19 protein-coding genes and 2 tRNA genes are annotated in these 21731 nt (G+C 58.0%); 13 read left to right on the plus strand and 8 right to left on the minus strand.

All coding sequences use genetic code 11. From position 1 onward, the window contains the following. Window positions 1-105: 105 nt before the first annotated feature. The 5 genes from lon to JHD64_RS10140 all read left to right on the plus strand — a co-directional run bounded on the left by lon (window position 106) and on the right by JHD64_RS10140 (window position 5088). On the plus strand, window positions 106-2520 hold the full coding sequence (gene lon / locus JHD64_RS10120; RefSeq protein WP_199053167.1) for an endopeptidase La: 2415 nt from the start codon (window positions 106-108) through the stop codon (window positions 2518-2520). Between the two features lie 175 nt (window positions 2521-2695). Continuing rightward, window positions 2696-2965, plus strand: a complete 270-nt coding sequence (locus JHD64_RS10125) for an HU family DNA-binding protein (RefSeq protein ID WP_043572292.1) — start codon at window positions 2696-2698, stop codon at window positions 2963-2965. A 42-nt stretch (window positions 2966-3007) separates the two neighbouring features. Beyond that, window positions 3008-3083 (plus strand) — tRNA-Val (locus JHD64_RS10130). A 6-nt stretch (window positions 3084-3089) separates the two neighbouring features. Then, window positions 3090-3166 (plus strand) — tRNA-Asp (locus JHD64_RS10135). Between the two features lie 77 nt (window positions 3167-3243). Next, window positions 3244-5088 carry a SurA N-terminal domain-containing protein gene (locus JHD64_RS10140; RefSeq protein WP_059285395.1) on the plus strand — a complete coding sequence of 615 codons (1845 nt, stop codon included), beginning with the start codon at window positions 3244-3246 and terminating at the stop codon, window positions 5086-5088. A 106-nt stretch (window positions 5089-5194) separates the two neighbouring features. On the opposite strand, the gene sodB is transcribed toward JHD64_RS10140, so the two are convergent. Beyond that, on the minus strand, window positions 5195-5776 hold the full coding sequence (gene sodB, locus JHD64_RS10145; RefSeq protein WP_059285394.1) for a superoxide dismutase [Fe]: 582 nt from the start codon (window positions 5774-5776) through the stop codon (window positions 5195-5197). A gap of 129 nt (window positions 5777-5905) precedes the next feature. On the opposite strand from sodB, the gene JHD64_RS10150 reads away from it, so the two are divergent. Genes JHD64_RS10150 through JHD64_RS10165 form a run of 4 tightly spaced genes read left to right on the plus strand, consistent with a single transcriptional unit; the run spans window position 5906 to window position 9526 of the window. After that, window positions 5906-7087 (plus strand): NAD(P)/FAD-dependent oxidoreductase, encoded by a 1182-nt coding sequence (locus JHD64_RS10150; RefSeq protein WP_199053168.1) that lies wholly within the window; start codon window positions 5906-5908, stop codon window positions 7085-7087. Between the two features lie 52 nt (window positions 7088-7139). Further along, window positions 7140-8549 (plus strand): replicative DNA helicase, encoded by a 1410-nt coding sequence (gene dnaB / locus JHD64_RS10155; protein ID WP_110313327.1) that lies wholly within the window; start codon window positions 7140-7142, stop codon window positions 8547-8549. Between the two features lie 60 nt (window positions 8550-8609). After that, the gene (locus tag JHD64_RS10160; RefSeq protein ID WP_199053169.1) at window positions 8610-8918 is read left to right on the plus strand and encodes a ferredoxin; all 309 of its coding nucleotides are present in this window, start codon (window positions 8610-8612) and stop codon (window positions 8916-8918) included. Further along, complete coding sequence (locus tag JHD64_RS10165; RefSeq protein WP_199053170.1) at window positions 8918-9526, plus strand: alpha/beta hydrolase; 609 nt, start codon at window positions 8918-8920, stop codon at window positions 9524-9526. Before JHD64_RS10160 ends, JHD64_RS10165 begins: the two co-directional genes overlap by 1 nt. A gap of 51 nt (window positions 9527-9577) precedes the next feature. Here the strand turns inward: JHD64_RS10165 and rnk are convergent, their stop codons facing one another. The 6 genes from rnk to dinG form a co-directional block, all read right to left on the minus strand. Continuing rightward, the gene (rnk, locus tag JHD64_RS10170) at window positions 9578-9988 is read right to left on the minus strand and encodes a nucleoside diphosphate kinase regulator (RefSeq protein WP_199053171.1); all 411 of its coding nucleotides are present in this window, start codon (window positions 9986-9988) and stop codon (window positions 9578-9580) included. Between the two features lie 126 nt (window positions 9989-10114). Continuing rightward, window positions 10115-10969, minus strand: a complete 855-nt coding sequence (locus JHD64_RS10175) for a flagellin (RefSeq protein WP_199053172.1) — start codon at window positions 10967-10969, stop codon at window positions 10115-10117. Between the two features lie 126 nt (window positions 10970-11095). Beyond that, the gene (gene map, locus JHD64_RS10180; protein WP_059285376.1) at window positions 11096-11893 is read right to left on the minus strand and encodes a type I methionyl aminopeptidase; all 798 of its coding nucleotides are present in this window, start codon (window positions 11891-11893) and stop codon (window positions 11096-11098) included. A 107-nt stretch (window positions 11894-12000) separates the two neighbouring features. Beyond that, window positions 12001-13173 (minus strand): porin, encoded by a 1173-nt coding sequence (locus JHD64_RS10185; RefSeq protein WP_233170425.1) that lies wholly within the window; start codon window positions 13171-13173, stop codon window positions 12001-12003. A 167-nt stretch (window positions 13174-13340) separates the two neighbouring features. Continuing rightward, complete coding sequence (locus tag JHD64_RS10190) at window positions 13341-13655, minus strand: DUF3579 domain-containing protein (protein WP_059285374.1); 315 nt, start codon at window positions 13653-13655, stop codon at window positions 13341-13343. 127 nt (window positions 13656-13782) lie between these two features. Then, on the minus strand, window positions 13783-15909 hold the full coding sequence (gene dinG, locus JHD64_RS10195) for an ATP-dependent DNA helicase DinG (protein WP_199053173.1): 2127 nt from the start codon (window positions 15907-15909) through the stop codon (window positions 13783-13785). 268 nt (window positions 15910-16177) lie between these two features. Here dinG and JHD64_RS10200 point away from each other — a divergent pair, with 268 nt between their 5' ends. The 4 genes from JHD64_RS10200 (at window position 16178) to JHD64_RS10215 (ending at window position 20917) form a co-directional block, all read left to right on the plus strand. Then, complete coding sequence (locus tag JHD64_RS10200; RefSeq protein ID WP_059285372.1) at window positions 16178-18136, plus strand: aminotransferase class I/II-fold pyridoxal phosphate-dependent enzyme; 1959 nt, start codon at window positions 16178-16180, stop codon at window positions 18134-18136. Between the two features lie 191 nt (window positions 18137-18327). Continuing rightward, on the plus strand, window positions 18328-19251 hold the full coding sequence (argF, locus tag JHD64_RS10205) for an ornithine carbamoyltransferase (protein WP_110313326.1): 924 nt from the start codon (window positions 18328-18330) through the stop codon (window positions 19249-19251). A gap of 44 nt (window positions 19252-19295) precedes the next feature. Beyond that, the gene (locus JHD64_RS10210) at window positions 19296-20522 is read left to right on the plus strand and encodes an argininosuccinate synthase (RefSeq protein WP_059285370.1); all 1227 of its coding nucleotides are present in this window, start codon (window positions 19296-19298) and stop codon (window positions 20520-20522) included. A 221-nt stretch (window positions 20523-20743) separates the two neighbouring features. After that, a complete protein-coding gene (locus tag JHD64_RS10215; protein ID WP_181836620.1) occupies window positions 20744-20917 on the plus strand; it encodes a DUF2788 domain-containing protein in 174 nt (57 codons plus the stop codon). A 71-nt stretch (window positions 20918-20988) separates the two neighbouring features. Here the strand turns inward: JHD64_RS10215 and JHD64_RS10220 are convergent, their stop codons facing one another. After that, the gene (locus JHD64_RS10220; RefSeq protein ID WP_199053174.1) at window positions 20989-21627 is read right to left on the minus strand and encodes a LysE family translocator; all 639 of its coding nucleotides are present in this window, start codon (window positions 21625-21627) and stop codon (window positions 20989-20991) included. Window positions 21628-21731 lie beyond the last annotated feature (104 nt).

Genomic DNA, 21731 nt, shown 5'->3' on the forward strand with positions numbered 1-21731 from the left:
TTTTTCTTTTGTGTTGTCGCCAAACTGATTTAGTATGGGGTGTTGATTTTCAGCGTGCATGCCCCATCTTTCATGCATTGTTTCACGTACGCAAGGTTAGGTGATATGCCCCAACCCGCAGAACTCCGCGAAGAAACCACATTGCCCTTGCTCCCGCTTCGGGATGTGGTTGTTTTCCCCCATATGGTCATTCCGCTGTTTGTCGGAAGAGCCAAGTCGATCCGTGCACTGGAAAGCGCCATGGATGAAGGCAAGCAGGTGCTGCTGGTCGCCCAGCGCTCGGCTTCCAAGGACGAACCTGAGGCCGATGACCTGTATGGCGTCGGCACCATTGCCTCTGTCCTGCAAATGCTCAAGCTGCCTGACGGCACGGTCAAGGTCCTGGTCGAAGGGCGCCAGCGTGCGCTGATCAGCCAGGTGGCTGAAGATGGTGGCTGCTTTGTCGGCACCATCACGCCGCTGGCCGCGGATGGCGAAGACTCCACCGAGTCCGAAGCCATGCGTCGTGCCCTGCTGGCGCAGTTTGAACAATACGTCAAACTCAACAAGAAGATCCCGCCCGAGGTCATGACCTCGCTGGCCGGTATCGAGCGTGCCGGCCGCATGGCCGACACCATCGTGGCGCATCTGCCGCTCAAGCTGGAACAAAAGCAGGAAGTGCTGGAGATGTTCGACGTGCGCGCGCGTCTGGAACACCTGCTGTCCCAGCTGGAGGGCGAGATCGACATTCTGCAGGTGGAAAAGCGCATCCGCGGCCGCGTCAAGCGCCAGATGGAAAAGAGCCAGCGCGAGTACTACCTGAACGAACAGGTCAAGGCCATCCAGAAAGAGCTGGGTGATATTGATGAAGTCAGCGACCTGGACGAGCTGGAAAAGAAAATACGCCTGGCCGGCATGCCCAAGGAAGCCAAGGACAAGGTCAGTGCCGAGCTGAAAAAGCTCAAGATGATGTCGCCGATGTCGGCGGAAGCCACTGTGGTGCGCAATTACATCGACACCCTGCTCGAGCTGCCCTGGAAGAAGAAAACCAAGATCAACAAGGATGTTGGTAATGCCGAGGCAGTGCTGGATGAGGATCACTTTGGCCTGGAAAAGGTCAAGGAACGCATTCTCGAGTATCTGGCGGTGCAGCAGCGCGTGGACAAGCTCAAGGCGCCGATTCTCTGCCTGGTCGGGCCGCCGGGGGTGGGTAAGACCTCCCTGGGGCAGTCCATCGCCCGTGCTACCAACCGCAAGTTCGTGCGTATGGCACTGGGTGGCGTGCGTGACGAATCGGAAATTCGCGGTCATCGTCGCACCTATATCGGCTCCATGCCCGGCAAGGTCTTGCAGAACATGAGCAAGGTCGGCGTGAAGAATCCGCTGTTCCTGTTGGATGAGGTAGACAAGATGGGGGCCGATTTCCGCGGCGACCCGTCATCCGCCTTGCTGGAAGTGCTGGATCCGGAGCAGAATCACTCCTTTGTCGATCACTATGCCGAGGTAGAGTACGACCTGTCGGATGTCATGTTCGTGGCTACCGCCAATTCGCTGAACATCCCGCATGCCTTGCTGGACCGGATGGAAATCATTCGTCTGGCCGGTTACACCGAAGACGAAAAGGTCAATATTGCCCTGAAATACCTGGTGCCCAAGCAGATCAAGGCGAATGGCGTGCAGGAGGGTGAGCTGGTGCTGCAGGAATCGGCGCTGCGTGACATCGTGCGTTACTACACCCGTGAGGCTGGTGTGCGTAGCCTGGATCGCGAAATTGCCAAGATCTGCCGCAAAGTGGTGACCTCTACCTTGCTGGGCAAGAACAAGGCGGCCAAGGTCACGGTTACTGCCAAGAACCTGGACAAGTACCTGGGTGTGCACCGTTTTGATTACGGCGTGGCCGAGCAGGAAAACCGTATCGGCCAGGTGACCGGGCTGGCGTGGACCGAGGTGGGTGGCGAATTGCTGACCATCGAAGCCGTGTCGCTGCCGGGCAAGGGCAATATCATCCGCACCGGTCAGCTGGGTGAGGTGATGCAGGAGTCGATTACTGCGGCAATGAGTGTGGTGCGCAGTCGTTCGCGCACTTTGGGAATCAAAGCCGATTTCCATGAAAAACATGACATGCACATACACGTGCCGGAGGGTGCGACACCCAAGGATGGACCGAGTGCGGGGATCGCCATGACGACCGCGATAGTTTCCGTTCTGGCGGGAATTCCGGTACGCTCTGACGTTGCCATGACGGGTGAAATCACCCTGCGCGGCGAGGTTCTGCCGATTGGCGGCCTGAAGGAAAAACTGCTTGCTGCGCATCGCGGCGGAATCAAGCATGTGCTTATCCCGCATGGCAATGCCAAGGATCTGGTGGACATTCCCGCCAACATCAAGCAGAAGCTGGAAATTCATCCTGTGAAGTGGATCGACGAGGTGCTGGCTCTGGCGCTGGAACGCCAGCCTGAGCCTTTGCCTGAAGAAGCCAAGCCGGACGAGTTGCACCCTGCGCCGGAAGGTGCGGCCGGTGTATCCGTAATGACGCATTAAAATCAGTATGTTGCAGCAGTAGTGAATTTACCGGGCCGCTAGCGCTTTCCAGCAGGGTTTGCGAAATGGCAATATTCCGCTGGAAGCCGCTTGACACAAGGATTTTAGCCTTGCTATAAAGCAAGCGGTTTTTATCCGAATTACGTAGACCGAAGAACGACGAAAGGGGACTTACGTGAACAAGTCTGAACTGATTGATGCAATCGCCGCTGAAGCCGATATTTCCAAAGCTGCAGCTGCCAAGGCACTGGATGGTATGGTTGCCGCTGTTACCGATGCTCTGAAAAAGGGCGATACCGTGACTTTGGTAGGTTTTGGTACATTCTATGTTGGCGAGCGCGCTGAACGCAGCGGTCGCAACCCGAAGACTGGCGAAACCATCAAGATCCCGGCTGCACGTTCTCCGAAGTTCCGTGCTGGCAAAGCACTGAAAGACGCGCTATAATTTGCAACCTTGTCGTTAGCGATAACGGCGAGGTTTTATAGCGGGCGTTTAGCTCAGTTGGTAGAGCGTCTGCCTTACAAGCAGAATGTCGGCGGTTCGACTCCGTCAACGCCCACCACAGTTTGGAGTGGTAGTTCAGTTGGTTAGAATACCGGCCTGTCACGCCGGGGGTCGCGGGTTCGAGTCCCGTCCACTCCGCCAGAATCTACAGAAAAGGTGAACGTATTCAGTCGTTCACCTTTTTTTTTACCAATGGGGTGGCTTGCGCCGATATCGCCATGTTCGATTTTGTTCAGAATAATAAAATTGCCATTCAAGTCATTCTGGGTGCGGTAGCGCTGACTTTTGTCGGCTTTGGTGTGGGTAGCTACTCCTCAGCCGTGGAAGATCCTTATCTGGCCAAGGTTGGCTCGGCCAAGATCTACAAGCGTGATCTGGACCGGCTTCTGGAAGGGCAGCCCAGCGATGCGGCAACCCGCCAGCAAGCCATGGACGACCTGATCCGCCAGAACCTGCTGCTGGCCGCCGCGCACGATGGCGGAGCCGTGGTCACGCCTGAGCAATTGCGCAAGGTGATTGCCGGCATCACGGAGTTGCAGGAAAACGGCCAGTTCAGTGCGGCGCGCTACAAGGAGTTCCTTGCCGCGCGCAATATGTCGCCTGAGGCTTTTGAAGCCAAGATCAGCCGCGACATCATGTTGCAAAACCAGATCAATAATTTTGCCGGTACCGGCTTTGTTTCGCGCAGCATGGTGGAGCGTCTGGGCAGCCTGATGGCTGAAGAGCGCCAGGTTCGCCTGCTCTTGCTCAAGCCCGCCGATTTTGCCGCCCAGGTGAAGACCGATGACAAGGCGCTGCAGGCATTTTACGATGCCAATGCCAAGCGTTTCCGCAGTGCGGAAGCGGTCAAGCTCGACTACGTCGTGCTATCGCCGCAAGCGGTGGCTGCTGGCCTGGCGGTAAGCGATGCCGAGGTCAAACAGTATTACGAACAGCACAAGGCCGAACTGGCAGGAGAAGAACGCCGCGCCTCGCACATCCTGCTGACTGTTCCCAAGGATGCCAAGCCGGCTGACAAGGCCAAGGTCAAGGCAGAAGCAGAAGCCTTGCTCAAGCAATTGCGTGCCGATCCGTCCAAGTTTGCTGACATTGCCAAGGCCAAGTCACAGGACCCCGGCTCGGCAGCCAATGGTGGCGATCTGGGCTTTTTCGCGCATGGCGTGATGGTGAAGCCGTTTGATGATGTGGTGTTCCGCATGCAGCCGGGCAAGATCAGCGAGGTGGTGGAAACCGAATTCGGCTATCACATCATCAAGCTGGACGAGATCAAGCAGCCTGATTTCGCTGCAGTGAAAAGCGCGGTTGAAGCCAAGCTCAAGCAGCAGAAGGCCGCAGGCCAATTGCGCAGCATGTCGGACAAGCTGGCCGAAGTGGCTTACCAGCAGGCTGACTCGCTCAAGGGTGTGCAGGATGCGCTGAAGCTGGAGATCAAGCATTCCGACTGGTTGTCCCGTGACAAGAAACCTGCCGATCCGGCCCTGGCCAATGCCAAGGTACTGGATGCTGCTTTCAGTGATGATGTACTGAAAAAGAAGCACAACAGCGAACCGGTGGATATCGGTGGCGGCAACCTGCTGGTAGTGCGCGTGGCTGATCATCAGCCGGCACGCCAGCAAACATTGGCCGAAGTTCGTGAGCAGATCAAGGCTGAACTGATTGCGACCGAAGGTGCCAAGCTGGCCGAGAAGCAAGGTCAGGCCTTGCTGGCACAGCTGAAGGCAGGCAAGGCGGTGGATGCGCCCAAGTGGGGTGAGCTGCAGGCTGTTTCGCGTCGTAACCCGGGGGCGCTGCCGACTGCTGATGTGCGGGCAGTATTCGCCGTGGCGGCCAGTCCGCTGCCGGCCTTTGCGGGTAGCAAGCACGACAACGGTGACTATGCCATCTATCAGATTGCCAGCGTTGCTGCTGGAGCCCCGGTGAATGATGCGGAGCGAGCCCAGTTGGCCGCGGCGATGGAACAAATGTCGGCGCGTAATCAGCTTGGTAGCTATCTGGAGACCTTGCGCCAGAAATATCCGATCAAGATGGGTAAGCAACAGCTTAATGATCAGAGCGAGCAGTAATTGGCTTACGAAAAAGCCGACCTTATGGTCGGCTTTTTTTGTTTGTCGCGCTGGTGCCGGACAATAAAAAAGGGCCGTTAGGCCCTTGTTCAGAACTCAAGTCTGCTTAGGCAGCGAAGTTCTTGGCAGCAAAATCCCAGTTCACCAGCTTCCAGAAGCTGTCCAGGTAGTTCGGACGGCTGTTGCGGTAGTCGATGTAGTAGGCGTGCTCCCATACATCACAGGTCAGCAGCGGGGTCTTGTCGGTGGTCAGCGGAGTGGCGGCGTTGCTGGTGGAAACCAGATCCAGCGAGCCGTCGCTGTTCTTGACCAGCCAGGCCCAGCCGGAGCCGAAGGTGCCAATGGCAGTCTGGGTAAAGGCCTTCTTGAACTCTTCAAAGGAACCCCATTTGGCGTTGATGGCATCAGCCAGCGCGCCGGTCGGTTCGCCACCGGCATTGGGTGCCAGGCCGAACCAGTAGAAGTTGTGGTTCCATACCTGAGCGGCGTTATTGAAAATGCCACCGGAAGATTTCTTGACGATTTCTTCCAGCGAAGCGTTTTCGAACTCGCTACCCTTGATCAGGTTGTTCAGGTTGGTGACGTAGGTCTGATGATGCTTGCCGTAGTGATATTCCAGGGTTTCCTTGGAGATGTGGGGGGCCAGCGCATCCAGTGCGTATGGCAGTTCCGGCAGTTTGTGTTCCATCATGCTCTCCTTGTTGAGAATTGGGCTTGCAGAATTGCGTAAGCCGAATCTAGTGGGATGCGGTATGCCCAAGTGTACTGGAATCGCCTGTTAATCGCCAATAGTTGACTAAATAAGTAAAGTAAGAAAATGAATAAGTCATTTGACGTCATCGTGCTGGGTGCCGGAGCCGCCGGCATGATGTGTGCCGCTGTCGCGGGCCAGAATGGACGGCAGGTTTTGTTGCTGGATCATGCCGAAAAGCTGGCGGAGAAAATCCGCATCTCTGGTGGTGGTCGCTGTAACTTCACCAATAATGCGGCCCGGCCCGAGTGTTATCTATCAGAAAATGCCCATTTTTGCCGCTCGGCATTGGCCCAGTTCGGCCCGCGTGATTTTCTGGCATTGGTGGAAAAGCACGGCATTGCTTACCACGAGAAAAAACTGGGCCAGCTGTTCTGTGATGATTCCAGCCAGCAAATCATCGACATGCTGGATGCAGAATGCACCCAGGGTGGAGTGGAGCGGCGCATGGGCGTGACCGTGAAGACGGTCAGCAGCGGCGCTGCGGGTGGCTTTGTACTGGATACTTCCTTGGGATGCTTTGAGGCAAGGTCGCTGGTAGTGGCCACCGGCGGTTTGTCCATTCCGCAAATTGGTGCTTCGCCACTGGGTTATCGCATTGCCGAACAGTTCGGTCTGCCGGTGACTGGTTTGAGCCCAGCGCTGGTGCCATTGACCTTTCATGTTGACGATGCGGCAGCCTTTGCTCCCCTGGCCGGGGTGTCGCTGGATGTGGAGGTGCGGGCCGGCAAGGGGCGCTTCCGCGAGCAGGTGCTGTTCACCCACAAGGGGCTGTCCGGGCCAGCCATTTTGCAGATTTCTTCCTATTGGGAGCCGGGCATGGAGGTGGTGCTCAATCTGCTGCCTGATTGTGATGCGCTGGCATTTCTGGAGGAGCGGCAGGGCAGTGAGCAACTGCTCAGCAATGCGCTGGCAGAGCTGGGCTGGCCCAAGCGTTTTGCCGAGGCTTGGCTGGCGCGGCAGGGCTGCCTTGTACGGCTGAAGGAGCTGACGCCGAAGAAACGGTTGCAACTGGCCGAACAGCTGCACCACTGGCGTATCAAGCCCAATGGCACCCAGGGTTACAAGAAGGCGGAAGTCACGCGTGGTGGCGTGTCCACCAAGGCCCTGTCCTCCAAGACCATGGAGGCAAGGGAGGTGCCGGGTTTGTATTTTATCGGCGAGGTGGTGGATGTTACCGGCTGGCTGGGTGGGTATAACTTTCAGTGGGCGTGGTCATCCGGCTATGTGGCAGGTAAAAACTGCTAGAATTGCCATCTGATTCCCTGCTGTAGCCTGTAGCACATTTCATTGAGTCTCCATGACCGAACAGTACGAAAATTTTGACGGCGCCATGGCGTCCCTGCGCACCCCGCCGCACTCGACCGAAGCTGAGCAGTCGGTGCTAGGTGGCCTGATGCTGGATAACGGCGCCTTTGACAAGATTGCCGATGTGGTATCGGAAGCCGATTTTTATCGGCATGACCACAAACTGATTTTCAAGCACATTGCCCGTCTGATCGAATTGGGCCGTCCGGCCGATGTGGTGACGGTGTCCGAGGTGCTGGACAAGAATGCCGAGCTGGCCGACATCGGGGGCCTGTCTTATCTGGCCACGCTGGCGCAGAATACGCCGTCGGCCGCCAATATCCGCCGCTACGCCGAGATCGTGCGTGAGCGCTCCATCATGCGCCAGCTGGCGGTGGTTGGGGCGGAGATTGCCGAGTCGGCCTATGCGCCGCAAGGGCGCGATGCGGCCCAGTTGCTGGATGAAGCCGAGGGCAAGGTGTTCCAGATTGCCGAGTCCACCGCCAAGTCCAAGCAGGGCTTTCTGGAAATGCCCGGCCTGCTGAAGGAAGTGGTCGAACGCATCGACATGCTGTACAGCCGTGACAATCCGGACGAAGTAACCGGCATTCCCACCGGTTTTATCGACCTGGATGCCAAGACATCCGGCCTGCAGCCAGGAGATCTGGTGATTGTGGCCGGCCGTCCGTCCATGGGTAAAACCGCCTTCTCCATGAATATCGCCGAGCATGTCGCGGTCGAGTACAAGGCCCCCGTGGCGGTATTCTCCATGGAAATGGGCGGGGCACAGCTGGTGATGCGTATGCTGGGCTCGGTAGGGCGGCTGGATCAGCACGTGCTGCGTACCGGCAAGCTGGGTGACGAGGACTGGCAAAAGCTCACCTACGCGATTGGCAAGCTCTCCGAGGCGCCGATGTATATCGACGAAACCCCGGCATTGACGGCGCTGGAGCTGCGTGCACGGGCGCGGCGTCTGGCACGCCAGCATGGTGGCAAGCTCGGTCTGATCGTGATCGACTATTTGCAGCTGATGTCGGGCTCTGGGCGTGGCGACAACCGTACGGCCGAGCTGGGTGAAATTTCGCGTGGCCTGAAAGGTCTGGCCAAAGAGCTGCAAGTGCCGGTGATCGCGCTGTCGCAGCTGTCGCGGGCGGTGGAGCAGCGTCCCAACAAGCGGCCGATGATGTCCGACCTGCGCGAATCCGGTGCCATCGAGCAGGATGCTGACATCATCATCTTCATGTACCGCGAAGAGTACTACAACCCGGAAAATGCCGAGGTGAAAGGCATGGCCGAGGCAATTATCGGCAAGCATCGTAACGGTCCCACCGGTGCCGTGCGGCTGGCCTTTGTCGGCAAGCATGCCAAGTTTGAAAATGCCGCCACGCTGGGTATCAGTGGCTGGGCGGATAGTGATGGTTAAGCGGAGCGGTGGCAGCGTGCTGTGCCCGCTGCTGTCTGGCCTGCCAGGGAAAGGAAACGCATGAGTTTTTTCGACAAGCATGTTTTTGTCTGCTGCAATCAGCGCGCTGCGGGTGAGGATTGTTGCAATAATCACGGCTCCAGCGAGTTGCTGACCTATATGAAAGACCGGATCAAGGCGCTGGGCCTGGCTGGCGACGGCAAGATCCGTGTCAACAAGGCGGGCTGCTTGGGGCGCTGTGATCAAGGGCCGGTCATGGTGGTCTACCCGCAAGAGACCTGGTACACCTTTGTCGACCGCGAGGATATCGACGAAATCATCGATGAGCATATGGTGGCGGGACGCATTGTGGAAAGGCTGAAAGTCTGATGCTGAAGGCGCAAAACAAGCTGCTCATCGCCGGGCCTGCCGGTGCGCTGGAAACCATCGTGGTGTCGCCGTCAGGCCAGGCCAATGGCATTGCGGTGATCTGCCATCCCAACCCGCTGCAAGGTGGCACCAATACCAACAAGGTGGTGCAAACCGCTGCCAAGGCGCTATCCCAGCTGGGCTACGTCTGCTATTGCCCCAACCTGCGTGGTGTAGGGGCCAGCGAAGGCCAGCATGACCATGGCCTGGGTGAGGTGGATGATGTACTGGCCGTGGTGGCGCATGCGCGGGCGCAGCAGGGTGATTTGCCGCTGGCCTTGGCCGGCTTCTCGTTTGGTGGTTTTGTGGCGGCCAGAGTCCGCGCCGTGATCGAGGCCGACAAGCTGCTGCTGATGGGTGTTGCCGTGGGCAAGTATGCCATTCCCACGCCGGCCGTGCCGAATGACACCCTGGTCATTCATGGTGAGGAGGATGAGGTCATCCCGCTGTCGGCCGTGTTGGACTGGGCTAGGCCGCAGGATTTGCCGGTGCTGGTGTTTCCGGGAGCCGGACATTTCTTTCACGGTAAGCTGATCAAGCTGGCGCAGATGATTCAGCGCTGCTGGTAAGCCGGTTCTGCCGACATGAAAACAGCCAGTCTTTTGACTGGCTGTTTTTGATTAGCGATGCAGATCGCCGGCCGCTTCCGGCTGGTAGGTCACTTCCAGCACCGTCAGCCTGGTCTGGCCTGCCAGTGTGGGCCAGTCTATGCTCTGGCCTTCTGCCAGACCTAGCAGGGCCGCGCCGACCGGGGCCAGTACCGATACGTGGCCAGCAGTGCCATCCGCCTGATTGGGGTAGACCAGCGTCAGCAGTTTTTCTTCGCCGCTTTGTTCGATGCGCACCCGTGCCGTGCTGTTCATGGTGATGATGCCGGCCGGGATGTTTTCCGGCTCTACCACCTCTGCGCGTTCCAGTTCTGCTTCCAGTGCCGCCAGGGTTGCCTTGTCCTGTGCGGGAAGTCGCTCCATCCAGGCGGCCAGCCTTTCATAGTCCAGGCTGGAAACGATAATGGCCGGTTGGGTCGGCATGGTTTTACTCCTTGTTCATCAATAAAAAACACAGGATGACAGAGGTCATCCTGTGCGGGTCGGTTAGCCTTGCTACCGGTTGTTTGCTGAAACTTGGAGTGCTGCCGCGCGATAAAGTTGCCTGACTTAGCCGAGCAGGCTGAGCGCACTGCGCTGCGAGATATTGGCCTGCCCCTGGATGGCCAGCGCAGCCTGGCCAAGTAACTGTTGCTGCACCAGTTGTGCCGTTGCGGCGGCATAGTCGGTATCGCTGATGCGACTGTTGGCGGCCTGCGCATTCAGCGCGGAGTTCTGCAGATTATTGATGGCTGCGGTGAACTGGTTGCTGCTTGCCCCAAGCTGGGTGCGTGAGCTGCTGATGGTATTCAGATCCGTCTGGATATGACTCTGCGCGGCCAAGGCGCTGGCCGGGCTTGAAAGGTCGATGGTGCCGGTGGCATTCAGATTGGCATTGTAGCTGTGCAGACCGCCACTGGCGGGGCTGGCGCTCAGGTCTGTGGTGTTTACGCTGATCTGGTTGCTGCTGTTGCCATCAGGGCCAATCTGGAATTGCAGGGCATTATTACTGCTCAGCAAGGGGGTGCCGTTGTACTGGGTGTTCTGGATGATGGCCGAGTTGCTCTGGGTCAGTTGATCGGCCTGTTGTTGCAAGGATTGACGATTGCTGCTGCTCAGGGCAGCGTCACCGGCCTGAATCGCCAGATCCTGCAATTGCTGGCTATTGTCCTGTAGCTGGCTTAGTGCACCGTCCGCAGTCTGCACCAGGGAAATGCCATCCAGCGCATTGTTGCTGGCCTGGTTGTCTCCGCGTACTTGTGCTTCCAGTGATTGTGACAGGGCGGTATTGGCTGCATTGACGGCGGCACTGCTCAGCTGGGTGCCGGAAGACAGTTCAGCCAGCGTCTGTTCTGTCTTCTTGTGCGATTTGTCCAGTTGAGTCTGTGCATTGAGTGCAGAGAGATTGCTACCGATGGTAAGCATGTCGAGCTCGCTTGAATTGCTGTCGGATCATGCAGTTACTATAGGCCCTGTTGCTGGCCTTAACCAGTATTTACATGAAAAACACCCGCTATCAGCGGGTGTTTACTGTGGTATTGCTAACAAAACTCAGCGGCTGGCTGGTTTGGCCGGGGTGCCGGCTGACTGGGTCAGAACTTCATAGCCGGTTTCGGTCACCAGAATGGTGTGCTCCCATTGTGCAGACAGACTGCGGTCCTTGGTGGCCACGGTCCAGCCGTCGGCCATCATGCGCAGGTGACGCTTGCCCTGATTGATCATGGGCTCGATGGTGAAAATCATGCCAGCTTGCAGTTCCAGTCCGGTGCCCGGGCGACCGTAGTGCAACACCTGCGGTTCTTCGTGGAAGCGTTTGCCAATGCCATGGCCGCAGAATTCCTGCACCACGCTATAGCCGTTGCTTTCCGCGTATTGTTGGACGGCGTAGCCGATATCGCCCAGCGTGGCGCCCGGCTTGACCTTTTCAATACCGCGCCACATGCATTCGTAGGTGATCTTGCACAGGCGACGGGCATGTTCGCTGACTTCGCCGACAAAGAACATGCGGCTGGTGTCGCCGTGGTAGCCATCCTTGATCACGGTGATGTCGATATTCATGATGTCGCCGTTTTTCAGCGGCTTGTCATTGGGGATGCCATGACACACCACGCTGTTGATCGAGGTGCAGATGGACTTGGGGTAGGGGTTGTGGCCATCCGGGGCGTAGTTCAGCGGGGCCGGAATGCAGCCTTGCACATTGACCATGTAGTCATGACACAGCTTGTCGATGGCTTCGGTGGTCACGCCCGGTTTGACAAAGGGGGTGATGTAGTCGAGTACTTCGGAGGCCAGCTTGCCGGCGATACGCATTTTCTCGATATCTGCGGCTGTTTTCAGTTCAACGCTCATTGTGGTGGTCTTGGTGTGTGCGGCAATATTCCATTCTAGCAAATGATGAAAAAACGGGCATCCATGTGGATGCCCGTTTTACAGTTTGTTGCTAAGCGCTGTGCAGCTTAGAACGCAACTTTCAGACCAACACCGAAGGCTTGCGGGTCGTTGCCAGCATTCAACACGCCAGTATTCTTGGTGGTGTCAACAGTGTTGTAGACCGGAGTGTTGGCAAAGTTGGCAGCTTGTGCGCTCTTGTTGGTGATCTTGGTGTAGTAGCCGAACAGCTTGGTGGTCTTGGACAGGTTGTAGTCTGCGCCCAGAGCCCACTGGTGAGCCTTGTAGTTGTCTTCGGTACCAGCGGTAGCCCCCTTCAGGCGGCCCAGCGAGCTGTATTCCAGCTTCAGGGTGGCGGCACCAATGTCCTGGCCAACGGACAGAGTCCAGTCATCTTGCTTCAAGGAGCTTGTGCCAGCCGCAGCTGCATCAAAGCGGCCAAATTCGTAGCCAGCGCCTACAAAGGTACCGGTGTTGAATTTGTAGCTAGCGGCGAGCTTGGTGTAAGTCAGGCTGGCACCGGACCAGGCGCTGGTGCCATAAGCGGAGCTCTTGAATGCGCCGTTAAGGCCGGTGTCATTGGTGCGATCCCAGCCGGCGGCTACTTGCAGGCCACCGTTGGTGTAGTTGGCTGCCAGAGACAGGTGGGAAGCGTTGGTGCTACCGTTGCTGCCACTGGAGGTGCGGCTTTCATCCACACCATAGGAGCCACCAATCTGGAAGCCGGACCAGTTCGGCGAGAAGTAGTGTACCGAGTTCTTCAGACGAGCTTCACCGCGGCTGTAAACCTGGCTGGAGCCGTTGTTTTCAGCGGTGGTATCGCCAAACAGGTTCAGACCGATGTTGGTCATGGACTTGTAAACAGAGTCGTTGTAGCCAACGATCACTTTGCCGGCGCTGGAGTTGTCCAGGCCAACAAAGGAGTTACGGGTAGCGAAGGTAGCAGTTTGGCCAACATCGTTGGTGCCGCCTTGTTCGAAATATTTCAGGCTTTGCTCAACCTGCCATACGGCCTTGGTGCCATTGCCCAGGTCTTCAAAACCCTTGAAGCCGATGCGGGAGTTGTCATCGACGACACGGGTACGGGATTTGTAGTCACCATTGGCAACGCTGGTGCCGGTGGCTTTGGTGGACTCAATGCTGCTGCTGATGAAACCGTAGATGGTTACATCGGCGTGAGCGGCGAACGGAACGGCGAACAGGGTTGCAACCAGTGCGGCTAGGCTTTTCTTTTGCATCATCAGTGCTCCATCAGGGGTTTTGTGTTTCGTTATGCGTACTGGTTGTGGCGAAACTCTATGCTTGAGCCGTCCAGCACATCAGTACTGTCGAAGTTTAACCACAAAATGTGACGCGGATGTTGCAGAAAAGATGCAAAGCTCTGCGGGAAAAAAGCGATGTGTTGTTTTTACGCTAAAAACTTGTTCGGATAAACCTCGTCGATTAGTGTCCGACAATCAACAATGCGCAAGTCATTGTCTTTGGCAAAGTCCATCAGGAACTGAAAAACCTGCGGATCGATCTTTTGCAGCTTTTTGTCGACGGCGACGCAGCGCACGCCTTCCAGCAGCATGGGGCGAACATAGGCGTGGTAGGACAGCTTCTGGTCGCCGCCAAAGGAGGCCAGAATGCCTGCCAGGCGTTCTGCCCAGTCGCTGGGACGGAAAGTGCGACCTTCGGAGGTCAGCCCCTGGATGACTACTTCATATGGATTACAGATCATGGTGATGAACCGGAGTGTGCTTTTAAGGTGTGGTCTCTGTATTTATCTATAGCAAAGACAGTGTTGTTGTTTTGGACTGTCTTTGATGCAGGGCAATAGCGGGTTTACCCGCAATTTTACCCGAAAATCAAATGCGCTTGAATGGCGGTAGCGAGGCAAGTAGTTTTTTTCCGTAACTTTGTTTCAGCAGGCGGTTGTCCAGAATGGTGACGCGACCATAGTCGCGCTCGGTGCGGATCAGTCGGCCCACGGCCTGGATCAGCTTGATGGAGGCCTCCGGCACGGTGAGTTCCACAAAGGGATTGCCGCCACGCTTTTCAATCCAGCGCGACAGGGTCTTGCCCACCGGGTCGTCCGGCATGGCGAAGGGCAGCTTGGCAATGATGACGTGCACGCAGCTTTCACCTGGCAGGTCCAGACCTTCCGAGAAGGAGTCCAGGCCGAAAATCACGCTGGCCTGACCTTGCTGCAGCCTGCTGTGATGGGTTTCCAGCAAGACGGATTTGGGAATTTCCCCCTGGATCAGTAATTGGCTGCGCAGGGTTTCCGGCAGTGCTGCAGCAACATCCTGCATTTGCTTGCGCGAGGAAAACAGCACCAGGGTGCCGACCGCTTCGCCGGTATCGACCAGCTTGGGCAGCCACTCGACGATTTCACGGGTATGGCCTTGCGGGTCTTTCGGGCTGGCCAGCATGGGCGGCAAATAGAGTTCACCCTGCTCGGTGAAATTGAATGGTGAGTCCAGCGCCACGCAACTGACTTGTGGCAGCCACTTGAGCCCGGTTTGCGACAGCAGCAAATCAAAAGCACCCAGCGAACGCAGCGTGGCGGAAGTCAGTACGGCGCCCGCCGCACGACGCCACAGGGTGGCCGCCAGACTGGCGGCGGCACTGACCGGCGAGGCGGAGAACAGATAGTCGCCCTTGCCCTCGGTGCGCCGGGTAATCCATTTGGCGATGGGGGGGGAGGCTTCGTCGGTTTCTTTCTCGAACAAATCCCACACCGCCATCAATTGCTCGGCGCGGCCATTGAGAAAGCCGATGTCAGCTGCCGCCTTGTCAATCTGGGTGGTGTCGCTGCCTTTTTCCTTGCGCGCTTCGGTCAGGGCATCGTTCAGTGCCGCCAGATGCTTGAAGATGGCGCGGGCGGCAAGCGCCATATTGCGGGCGGGTTCTTGCAGGCGTTCCGGCAGCTGACCATCGTCCATCAGCCAGGTGGGTTCCATGTTTTCGCTGCTGGCGCTGAGGGCTTCTTCTCCACTGAGCAGCCATAGCCATTCATTGAGCGTTTCCATGCAAGCGCTGGCGGCATCCATGGCCTGGGTGGTGATTTCCACCTTCCCAGTCAGGGTTTCCACGCGGGCGGCCGTAGGCGCAACCTTGTCCAGCCAGCCCATGGCCTGCGCCAGCGAGTGTTCGGCCGAGAACTGGTTGATGGCTTTTTTGGCCAGATGGTGTGCCTCGTCAATGCAGTAATAGCTGTCTTCCGGCGCCGGCAGGATGACGCCGCCACCCATGGAGACATCGGCCAGCATCAGGTCGTGGTTGGCCACGATGACGTCGACGGTTTCCAGGGTGTCGCGTGCCAGGTAGAACGGACATTCCGGTCGATTGGGGCAGGCGGCTTTCAGGCAGCCGTGGCGGTCGTTGGTGACGCGGCTCCACAGGCTGTCTTCGATGATGTCTTTCCAGGTGTCGCGATCACCATTCCAGCGGCGGTAGTAAAACTCGTCCGCCATGCTGCGCAGGGCTTCGATTTCTCCGGCCTGCGGCTTGCGGTCCCACAGTGCCAGCATGGGGTCGGGTGCCAGCAGTTGCCCCTGGGCGTTTTCTGCGGTGAGGGCGTAGATGCGTTGCGGGCACAGATAACGGCCACGGCCCTTGGCCAGGGCAAAGGTCAGCGGCAGGCCGCTGTTTTCCACCACGAAGGGCAGGTCGCGATTGACCAGTTGCTCCTGCAGGGCGACGGTGGCGCTGGTCACCACCAGCTTCTTGCCGCGCGAGCGCGCCATCACGCCGCCGGCCAGCAGGTAGGCCAGGCTTTTGCCGACACCGGTCGGGCCTTCGATCACGGCGATGCTTTCGCCTTCACGATTGGGGTAGGCATCACCCTGTTTGTCCAGGCTGCGCGACAAGGCATTGGCGATTTCCGCCAGCATGCGGCGCTGGGCCGCGCGTGGTCGGAAGCCGGGCAGGTTGTCGGCAATGGTGCGGTAGTGATCGCGGATGGCGTCTTTTTCAGCATCGTTCAGCATGGCGCGATTGTACCGCAAGCCAGTGCCGTGCTTGCGGCTAAAGCGTCACGATTTTTCGTCTGTGCGCAAATGCTGCTTTGCAAAATGACGCGCTGCTCAGCTTGTGGATACGATAGCCAAAAAACAATTCAGCCAGAGAGCCAGCCAGCATCGCCGCAAATCCGGGGAAACGGATGGTGACAGATTGGCCGTGCCGGCTCTCAACGCGTACGCATGGACAGACAGACAATAAAGTACGCAGCGTTCTACACACAGGAGAAATCAGTTCATGACACCCGTTAGCCGCGTTCTGGTGGTAAGCGATGATGCAAAGTGGCAGGCCGATGTGCTGGCCGGGCTGGGGGCCGTGGCCGTGCGTCTGGAGAATCCCTACGGTTTGACCTTTGTCGGCGCGGCGCGCCTGAAGGAGGCCATGGATGTGATACGCCGCGATGGCGATATCCAGGCCGTGCTGGTGGACAAGCAGTTGCAGGAAAAGGGCATCAGTCAGGCTGCGGTCCAGCTGGCCAACCAGATCAGCGACTTTCGTCCCGAGCTGTCGCTCTATGTATTGCTGGTGGATGACGATGAAAGAGTGCTGGTGGAGAGTCTGGCCAGTCATGCGGTGGATGGTTATTTTTACCGGGACGAAACCGATTACAACGGCTGGTTCCGCATCCTGACTGCCGAACTGGCGGAAAAATCGGCCACGCCGTTTTACGACAAGCTCAAACAGTATGTGCGCATGGCCAAGGATTCCTGGCACACGCCGGGCCATGCCGGTGGCGATTCGCTCAAGGGCAGTCCGTGGGTAGGGGATTTTTACGATTTTGTCGGCGAGAACATGCTGCGTGCTGACTTGTCGGTTTCGGTGCCGATGCTGGATTCGCTGCTGCACCCGACAGGGGTGATTGCCGAGTCGCAAAAACTGGCTGCCAAGGCTTTTGGTGCGCGCAAAACCTATTTCGCCACCAATGGCACCTCCACCTCCAACAAGGTGATTTTCCAGACCTTGCTGGCGCCGGGCGACAAGCTGCTGCTGGATCGCAATTGTCACAAATCAGTCCATCATGGGGTGATTTTGTCCGGTGCCTTGCCGGTGTATCTGGACTCCTCCATCAATCGCCAGTACGGCATTTTCGGGCCGGTCCCCAAGGCCACCATTTTTGCCGCCATCGAGGCCAATCCGGATGCGCGGGTGCTGATCCTGACATCCTGCACCTATGATGGTCTGCGCTACGACCTGGTGCCCATCATCGAGGCCGCGCACGAGAAGGGCATCAAGGTAATCGTGGATGAAGCCTGGTATGGCTTTGCCCGCTTCCATCCGGCATTCCGCCCGACGGCGCTGGAGTCCGGTGCCGACTATGTCACGCAAAGCACGCACAAGATTCTGTCGGCCTTCTCGCAGGCCAGCATGATTCATGTGAATGATCCCGGTTTTGACGAGCATCTGTTCCGGGAAAACTTCAATATGCACACCTCCACCAGCCCGCAATACAACCTGATTGCCAGCCTGGATGTGGCGCGCAAGCAGGCGGTGACCGAAGGCTATCGCTTGCTCGACCGTACCCTGAAACTGGCCGAGGAATTGCGCGACAAGATCAACTCCACCGGCGCTTTCCGCGTACTGGAGCTGGAAGACCTGTTGCCAGAGGATATCCGTGAGGATGGCATCCGGCTGGACCCCACCAAGCTGACCGTCGACATCACCCAGTCCGGCTTTACCACCGACGAGCTGCAACACGCGCTGTTCGAGCGCTATAACATCCAGGTGGAAAAGTCGACCTTCAGCACCATTACCTTGTTGTTGACCATGGGCACCACGCGCAGCAAGGTGTCGCGGCTGTACGATGCACTCTTGCGCCTGGCCAAGGAGAAACGGCCGCCGCGTGCGCTGGGGCGCATGCCGGAAATCCCGCGTTTTTCCCGGCTGGCCTGCCTGCCGCGTGATGCCTTCTATGAGGCAGGCGAACGGCTCCCCTTGCTGGATGATGATGGCCGCCCCAACGCCGAGCTGAATGGCCGGGTGTGCTGCGACCAGATCGTGCCTTACCCGCCCGGCATCCCGGTGCTGGTGCCGGGGCAGCTGATTGACGACAGTATCCTGTCATACCTGGCGCGTCTGCAAAAGACACAAAAGTCCATAGAAACGCATGGATTGGCGGAAGATGGTGGGGAAATGTATGTCAGAGTGCTGAAAGATAGGGAGTTATCGCATTTGCCTGACAGATTGTTGTTCAGCTGAGAGCTTGTCAGAACGGCCAAATTCCGATAAATATAACAATTGTCGCAAATATGTAAATTTTGCATCCGTTTGCTACGGGATTGCGACACCAGTTAACTGACTTGAGACCAGCGTGTAGTAATGTGCCATTGCGCATGAAGACACACACCGTGTTCTATGCGTGATGGCCTTTTTTTTTGGAAATCTTACCCATGAAGCCAGTAGGACATTACCTGCAATTCAGCGACCTGAACCACGAGGAGTATCGCCACATCTTCGAGCGTGCCAAGGTACTGAAGCGACGACACAGCGAAAAACAGCTGTATCAGCCGCTGCTTGGCCGCGTAATGTCCATGATCTTCGAGAAGAATTCCACCCGTACCCGGGTCTCCTTTGAAGCCGGCATGGCCCAGCTGGGTGGCCATGCCATGTTCCTGGACACCAAGACCTCGCAGCTGGGGCGCGGCGAGCCGATCGAAGACACGGCACGGGTGCTGTCGCGGATGAGCGACATCATCATGATCCGCACCTTCGAGCAATCGCTGGTAGAGCGTCTGGCCGCGCATTCCAAGGTGCCGGTCATCAACGGCCTGACCAATGAATACCACCCTTGCCAGATCCTGGCCGACATCTTCACCTTCATCGAGCATCGTGGCTCGATCAAGGGCAAGACCGTGGCCTGGATTGGTGACGGCAACAATGTCTGTCGCACCTGGCTGCAGGCGGCCAAGATTCTTGGTTTCAAGCTGAAGGTGGCCACGCCGGTAGGCTATGAGCTGACCGTGCTGGATGGCGAGCATTATGGTCCCGAACATTTCGAACCCACCCACAGTGCCGTCAAGGCGGTGGAAGGCGCCGACCTGGTGACCACCGACGTGTTCACCAGCATGGGCTACGAGGCAGAGAGTGCTGCCCGTCTGGAAGCATTCGCCAGCTATCAGGTGAATGCCGAGCTGATGAAGCATGCCAAGCCGGATGCATTGTTCATGCACTGCCTGCCGGCCCACCGTGGCGAGGAAGTGACCGCCGAGGTCATCGACGGCCCGCAAAGCGTGGTATGGGACGAGGCGGAAAACCGCATGCATGCCCAGAAAGCCCTGATCGAATATCTGCTGCTTGGTCATCAATACGACTGAAGCTGCAGGACAACCCACTAGATTCGCTGGAAAGAAAACGCATCATGTCTGACATCAAAAAAGTAGTGCTGGCCTACTCCGGTGGCCTGGATACCTCCGTCATCCTGAAATGGCTGCAAGACGTTTATCACTGTGAAGTGGTCACCTTCACCGCCGATATCGGCCAGGGTGAGGAAGTGGAACCGGCCCGCAAGAAAGCCATCGCGCTGGGTATCAAGCCGGAAAACATCTTTATCGAAGACCTGCGCGAAGAATTCGTGCGCGACTACGTTTACCCGATGTTCCGTGCCAACGCCATCTACGAAGGTGAGTACCTGCTGGGTACCTCCATCGCCCGTCCGCTGATCTCCAAGCGCCAGATCGAAATCGCCAACGCCGTGGGCGGCGATGCGGTATCGCACGGTGCCACCGGCAAGGGTAACGACCAGGTGCGTTTCGAGCTGGGCTATTACGCCCTGAAGCCGGACGTCAAGGTGATTGCACCGTGGCGCGAATGGGACCTGCTGTCCCGTGAAAAGCTGCTGGCCTACGCTGAAAAGCACGGTATCGACATCAGCAAGAAAAAGAACGGTGGCAGCCCGTACTCCATGGATGCCAACCTGCTGCACATCTCCTACGAAGGCACCGTGCTGGAAAATCCGGCGGCCGAGCCGGAAGAAGATATGTGGCTGTGGACGGTCAGCCCGGAAAATGCGCCGGACCAGGCCGAATACATCGAGCTGAGCTACGAAAAGGGCGACATCACCGCCATCAATGGCGTGGCCATGACCCCGGCCCAGGTGCTGACCGAGCTGAACCGTCTGGGCGGCAAGCACGGCATCGGTCGTCTGGACATCGTGGAAAACCGTTACGTGGGCATGAAGTCCCGCGGCTGCTACGAAACCCCGGGCGGCACCATCATGCTCAAGGGCCATCGCGCCATCGAATCCATCACGCTGGACCGCGAAGTGGCCCACCTGAAGGATGAGCTGATGCCCAAGTACGCCAAGCTGATCTACACCGGCTACTGGTGGAGCCCGGAGCGTCAGATGCTGCAAGGCCTGATCGACGCTTCGCAAGCCACCGTCAACGGCTGGGTACGCCTGAAGCTGTACAAGGGCAATGTCATCGTGGTGGGCCGCGAATCCAAGACCGACTCGCTGTTCGACCCGAACATCGCCACCTTCGACGAAGACGGCGGCGCTTACAACCATGCCGACGCGGCTGGCTTCATCCGCCTCAATGCCCTGCGCATGCGCATTGCTGCCAACGCCAAACTCAAGCGCGGCTGATTGTCCGCCTGCTGAAAAAGCCGCCTGCGGGCGGCTTTTTCGTTGGCAGCAGTTGCTGGCCTGTGTGTAAAAGTTGAGCTGCCAGGGGATGCGGCGTATCGTAGTGGCTTCGTCCGGGATGGCCCGGTCACTGCCGCGGCGATTCAAGCGCCGGCTGCACCGCGCAGCCGCAACAATGAAGGAATGTCTGGGTGTCTGAAGATCAATTTACCGATATTTCCATGGCCGTATGTCTGTCAGGGCTGATCATTTTCATGGGTTTCATCATCTGGGACCTTGGCAAGAAATCGCAGGCCGGCAAGATGGGGACGGCCATCCTGTTTCTGGTGCTGGGTTTCGGTGTGTTCGGCTTTATCTTCAAGAACGTGCTGGTGGAATTCCTGGTTCTGAAATAAGCCGGCAGGGAAAAACAGCAACGGGTTGGCCATGGCCAACCCGTTTTGCATGGTGCCGGTCAGGCGCCCGCTTAGTGCGTCGGTGCCAGCATCAGCCGCAGGCCCAGTGCGATGAAGACGCCGCCGGCAATACGGTCCAGCCACTGGCTGGCCTTGGGCGTGCGGTTAAGCCAGCTGCCGATGGCTCCGGCAAAGTAGCCCAGGCTGCCAAACAGCAGCGCAGCCTGCGCGGTAAAGATCAGGCCCAGAATGGCGATCTGCCAGCCGCTGTGGCCCTGTGCCGGATTGACGAACTGCGGCAGGAAGGCCAGGAAAAACAGCACCACCTTGGGGTTGATGGCATTGGCCAGCAGGCCTTTGCGAAAGTGCGCCGCCAGCGGTGTGCCATCTGCCGCACCATCCGCTGCCTGCAGCCGGCTGCCGCGGCTGCGGATGGCATGCCAGCCCAGATACACCAGATACGCGCCGCCAGCAATTTTCAGCAGGCCGAAGGCGAGGGGCGAGGCGGCGATCAGCGCGCTGACGCCGATGGCAGCCAGCACGGTATGCGTCAGGCAACCCAGGGCGCAGCCCAGGCCAAAGGCCATGCCCTGGCGACGGCCTTTGGCAATGCCCAGGCTCAGCACCATCAGATTATCCGGGCCGGGGGAAAGGGTGATCAGCATGGCGGCGGCGGTAAAGGCCGCCAGTTGTTCCGGGGTGACGATCATGGCGATGTTCTCAAATTAACCCAGACAGCATCATTCAGTATTTTCTGGCAGCGGGCAAGCCGTTTGCTTCGCCGTGGCCAGGTGATTTCACCGCAGTCCATCCC

The sequence above is a fragment of the Aquitalea sp. ASV15 genome (assembly GCF_016429115.1).
In the GTDB taxonomy this organism is placed as follows: Bacteria; Pseudomonadota; Gammaproteobacteria; order Burkholderiales; family Chromobacteriaceae; genus Aquitalea; species Aquitalea magnusonii.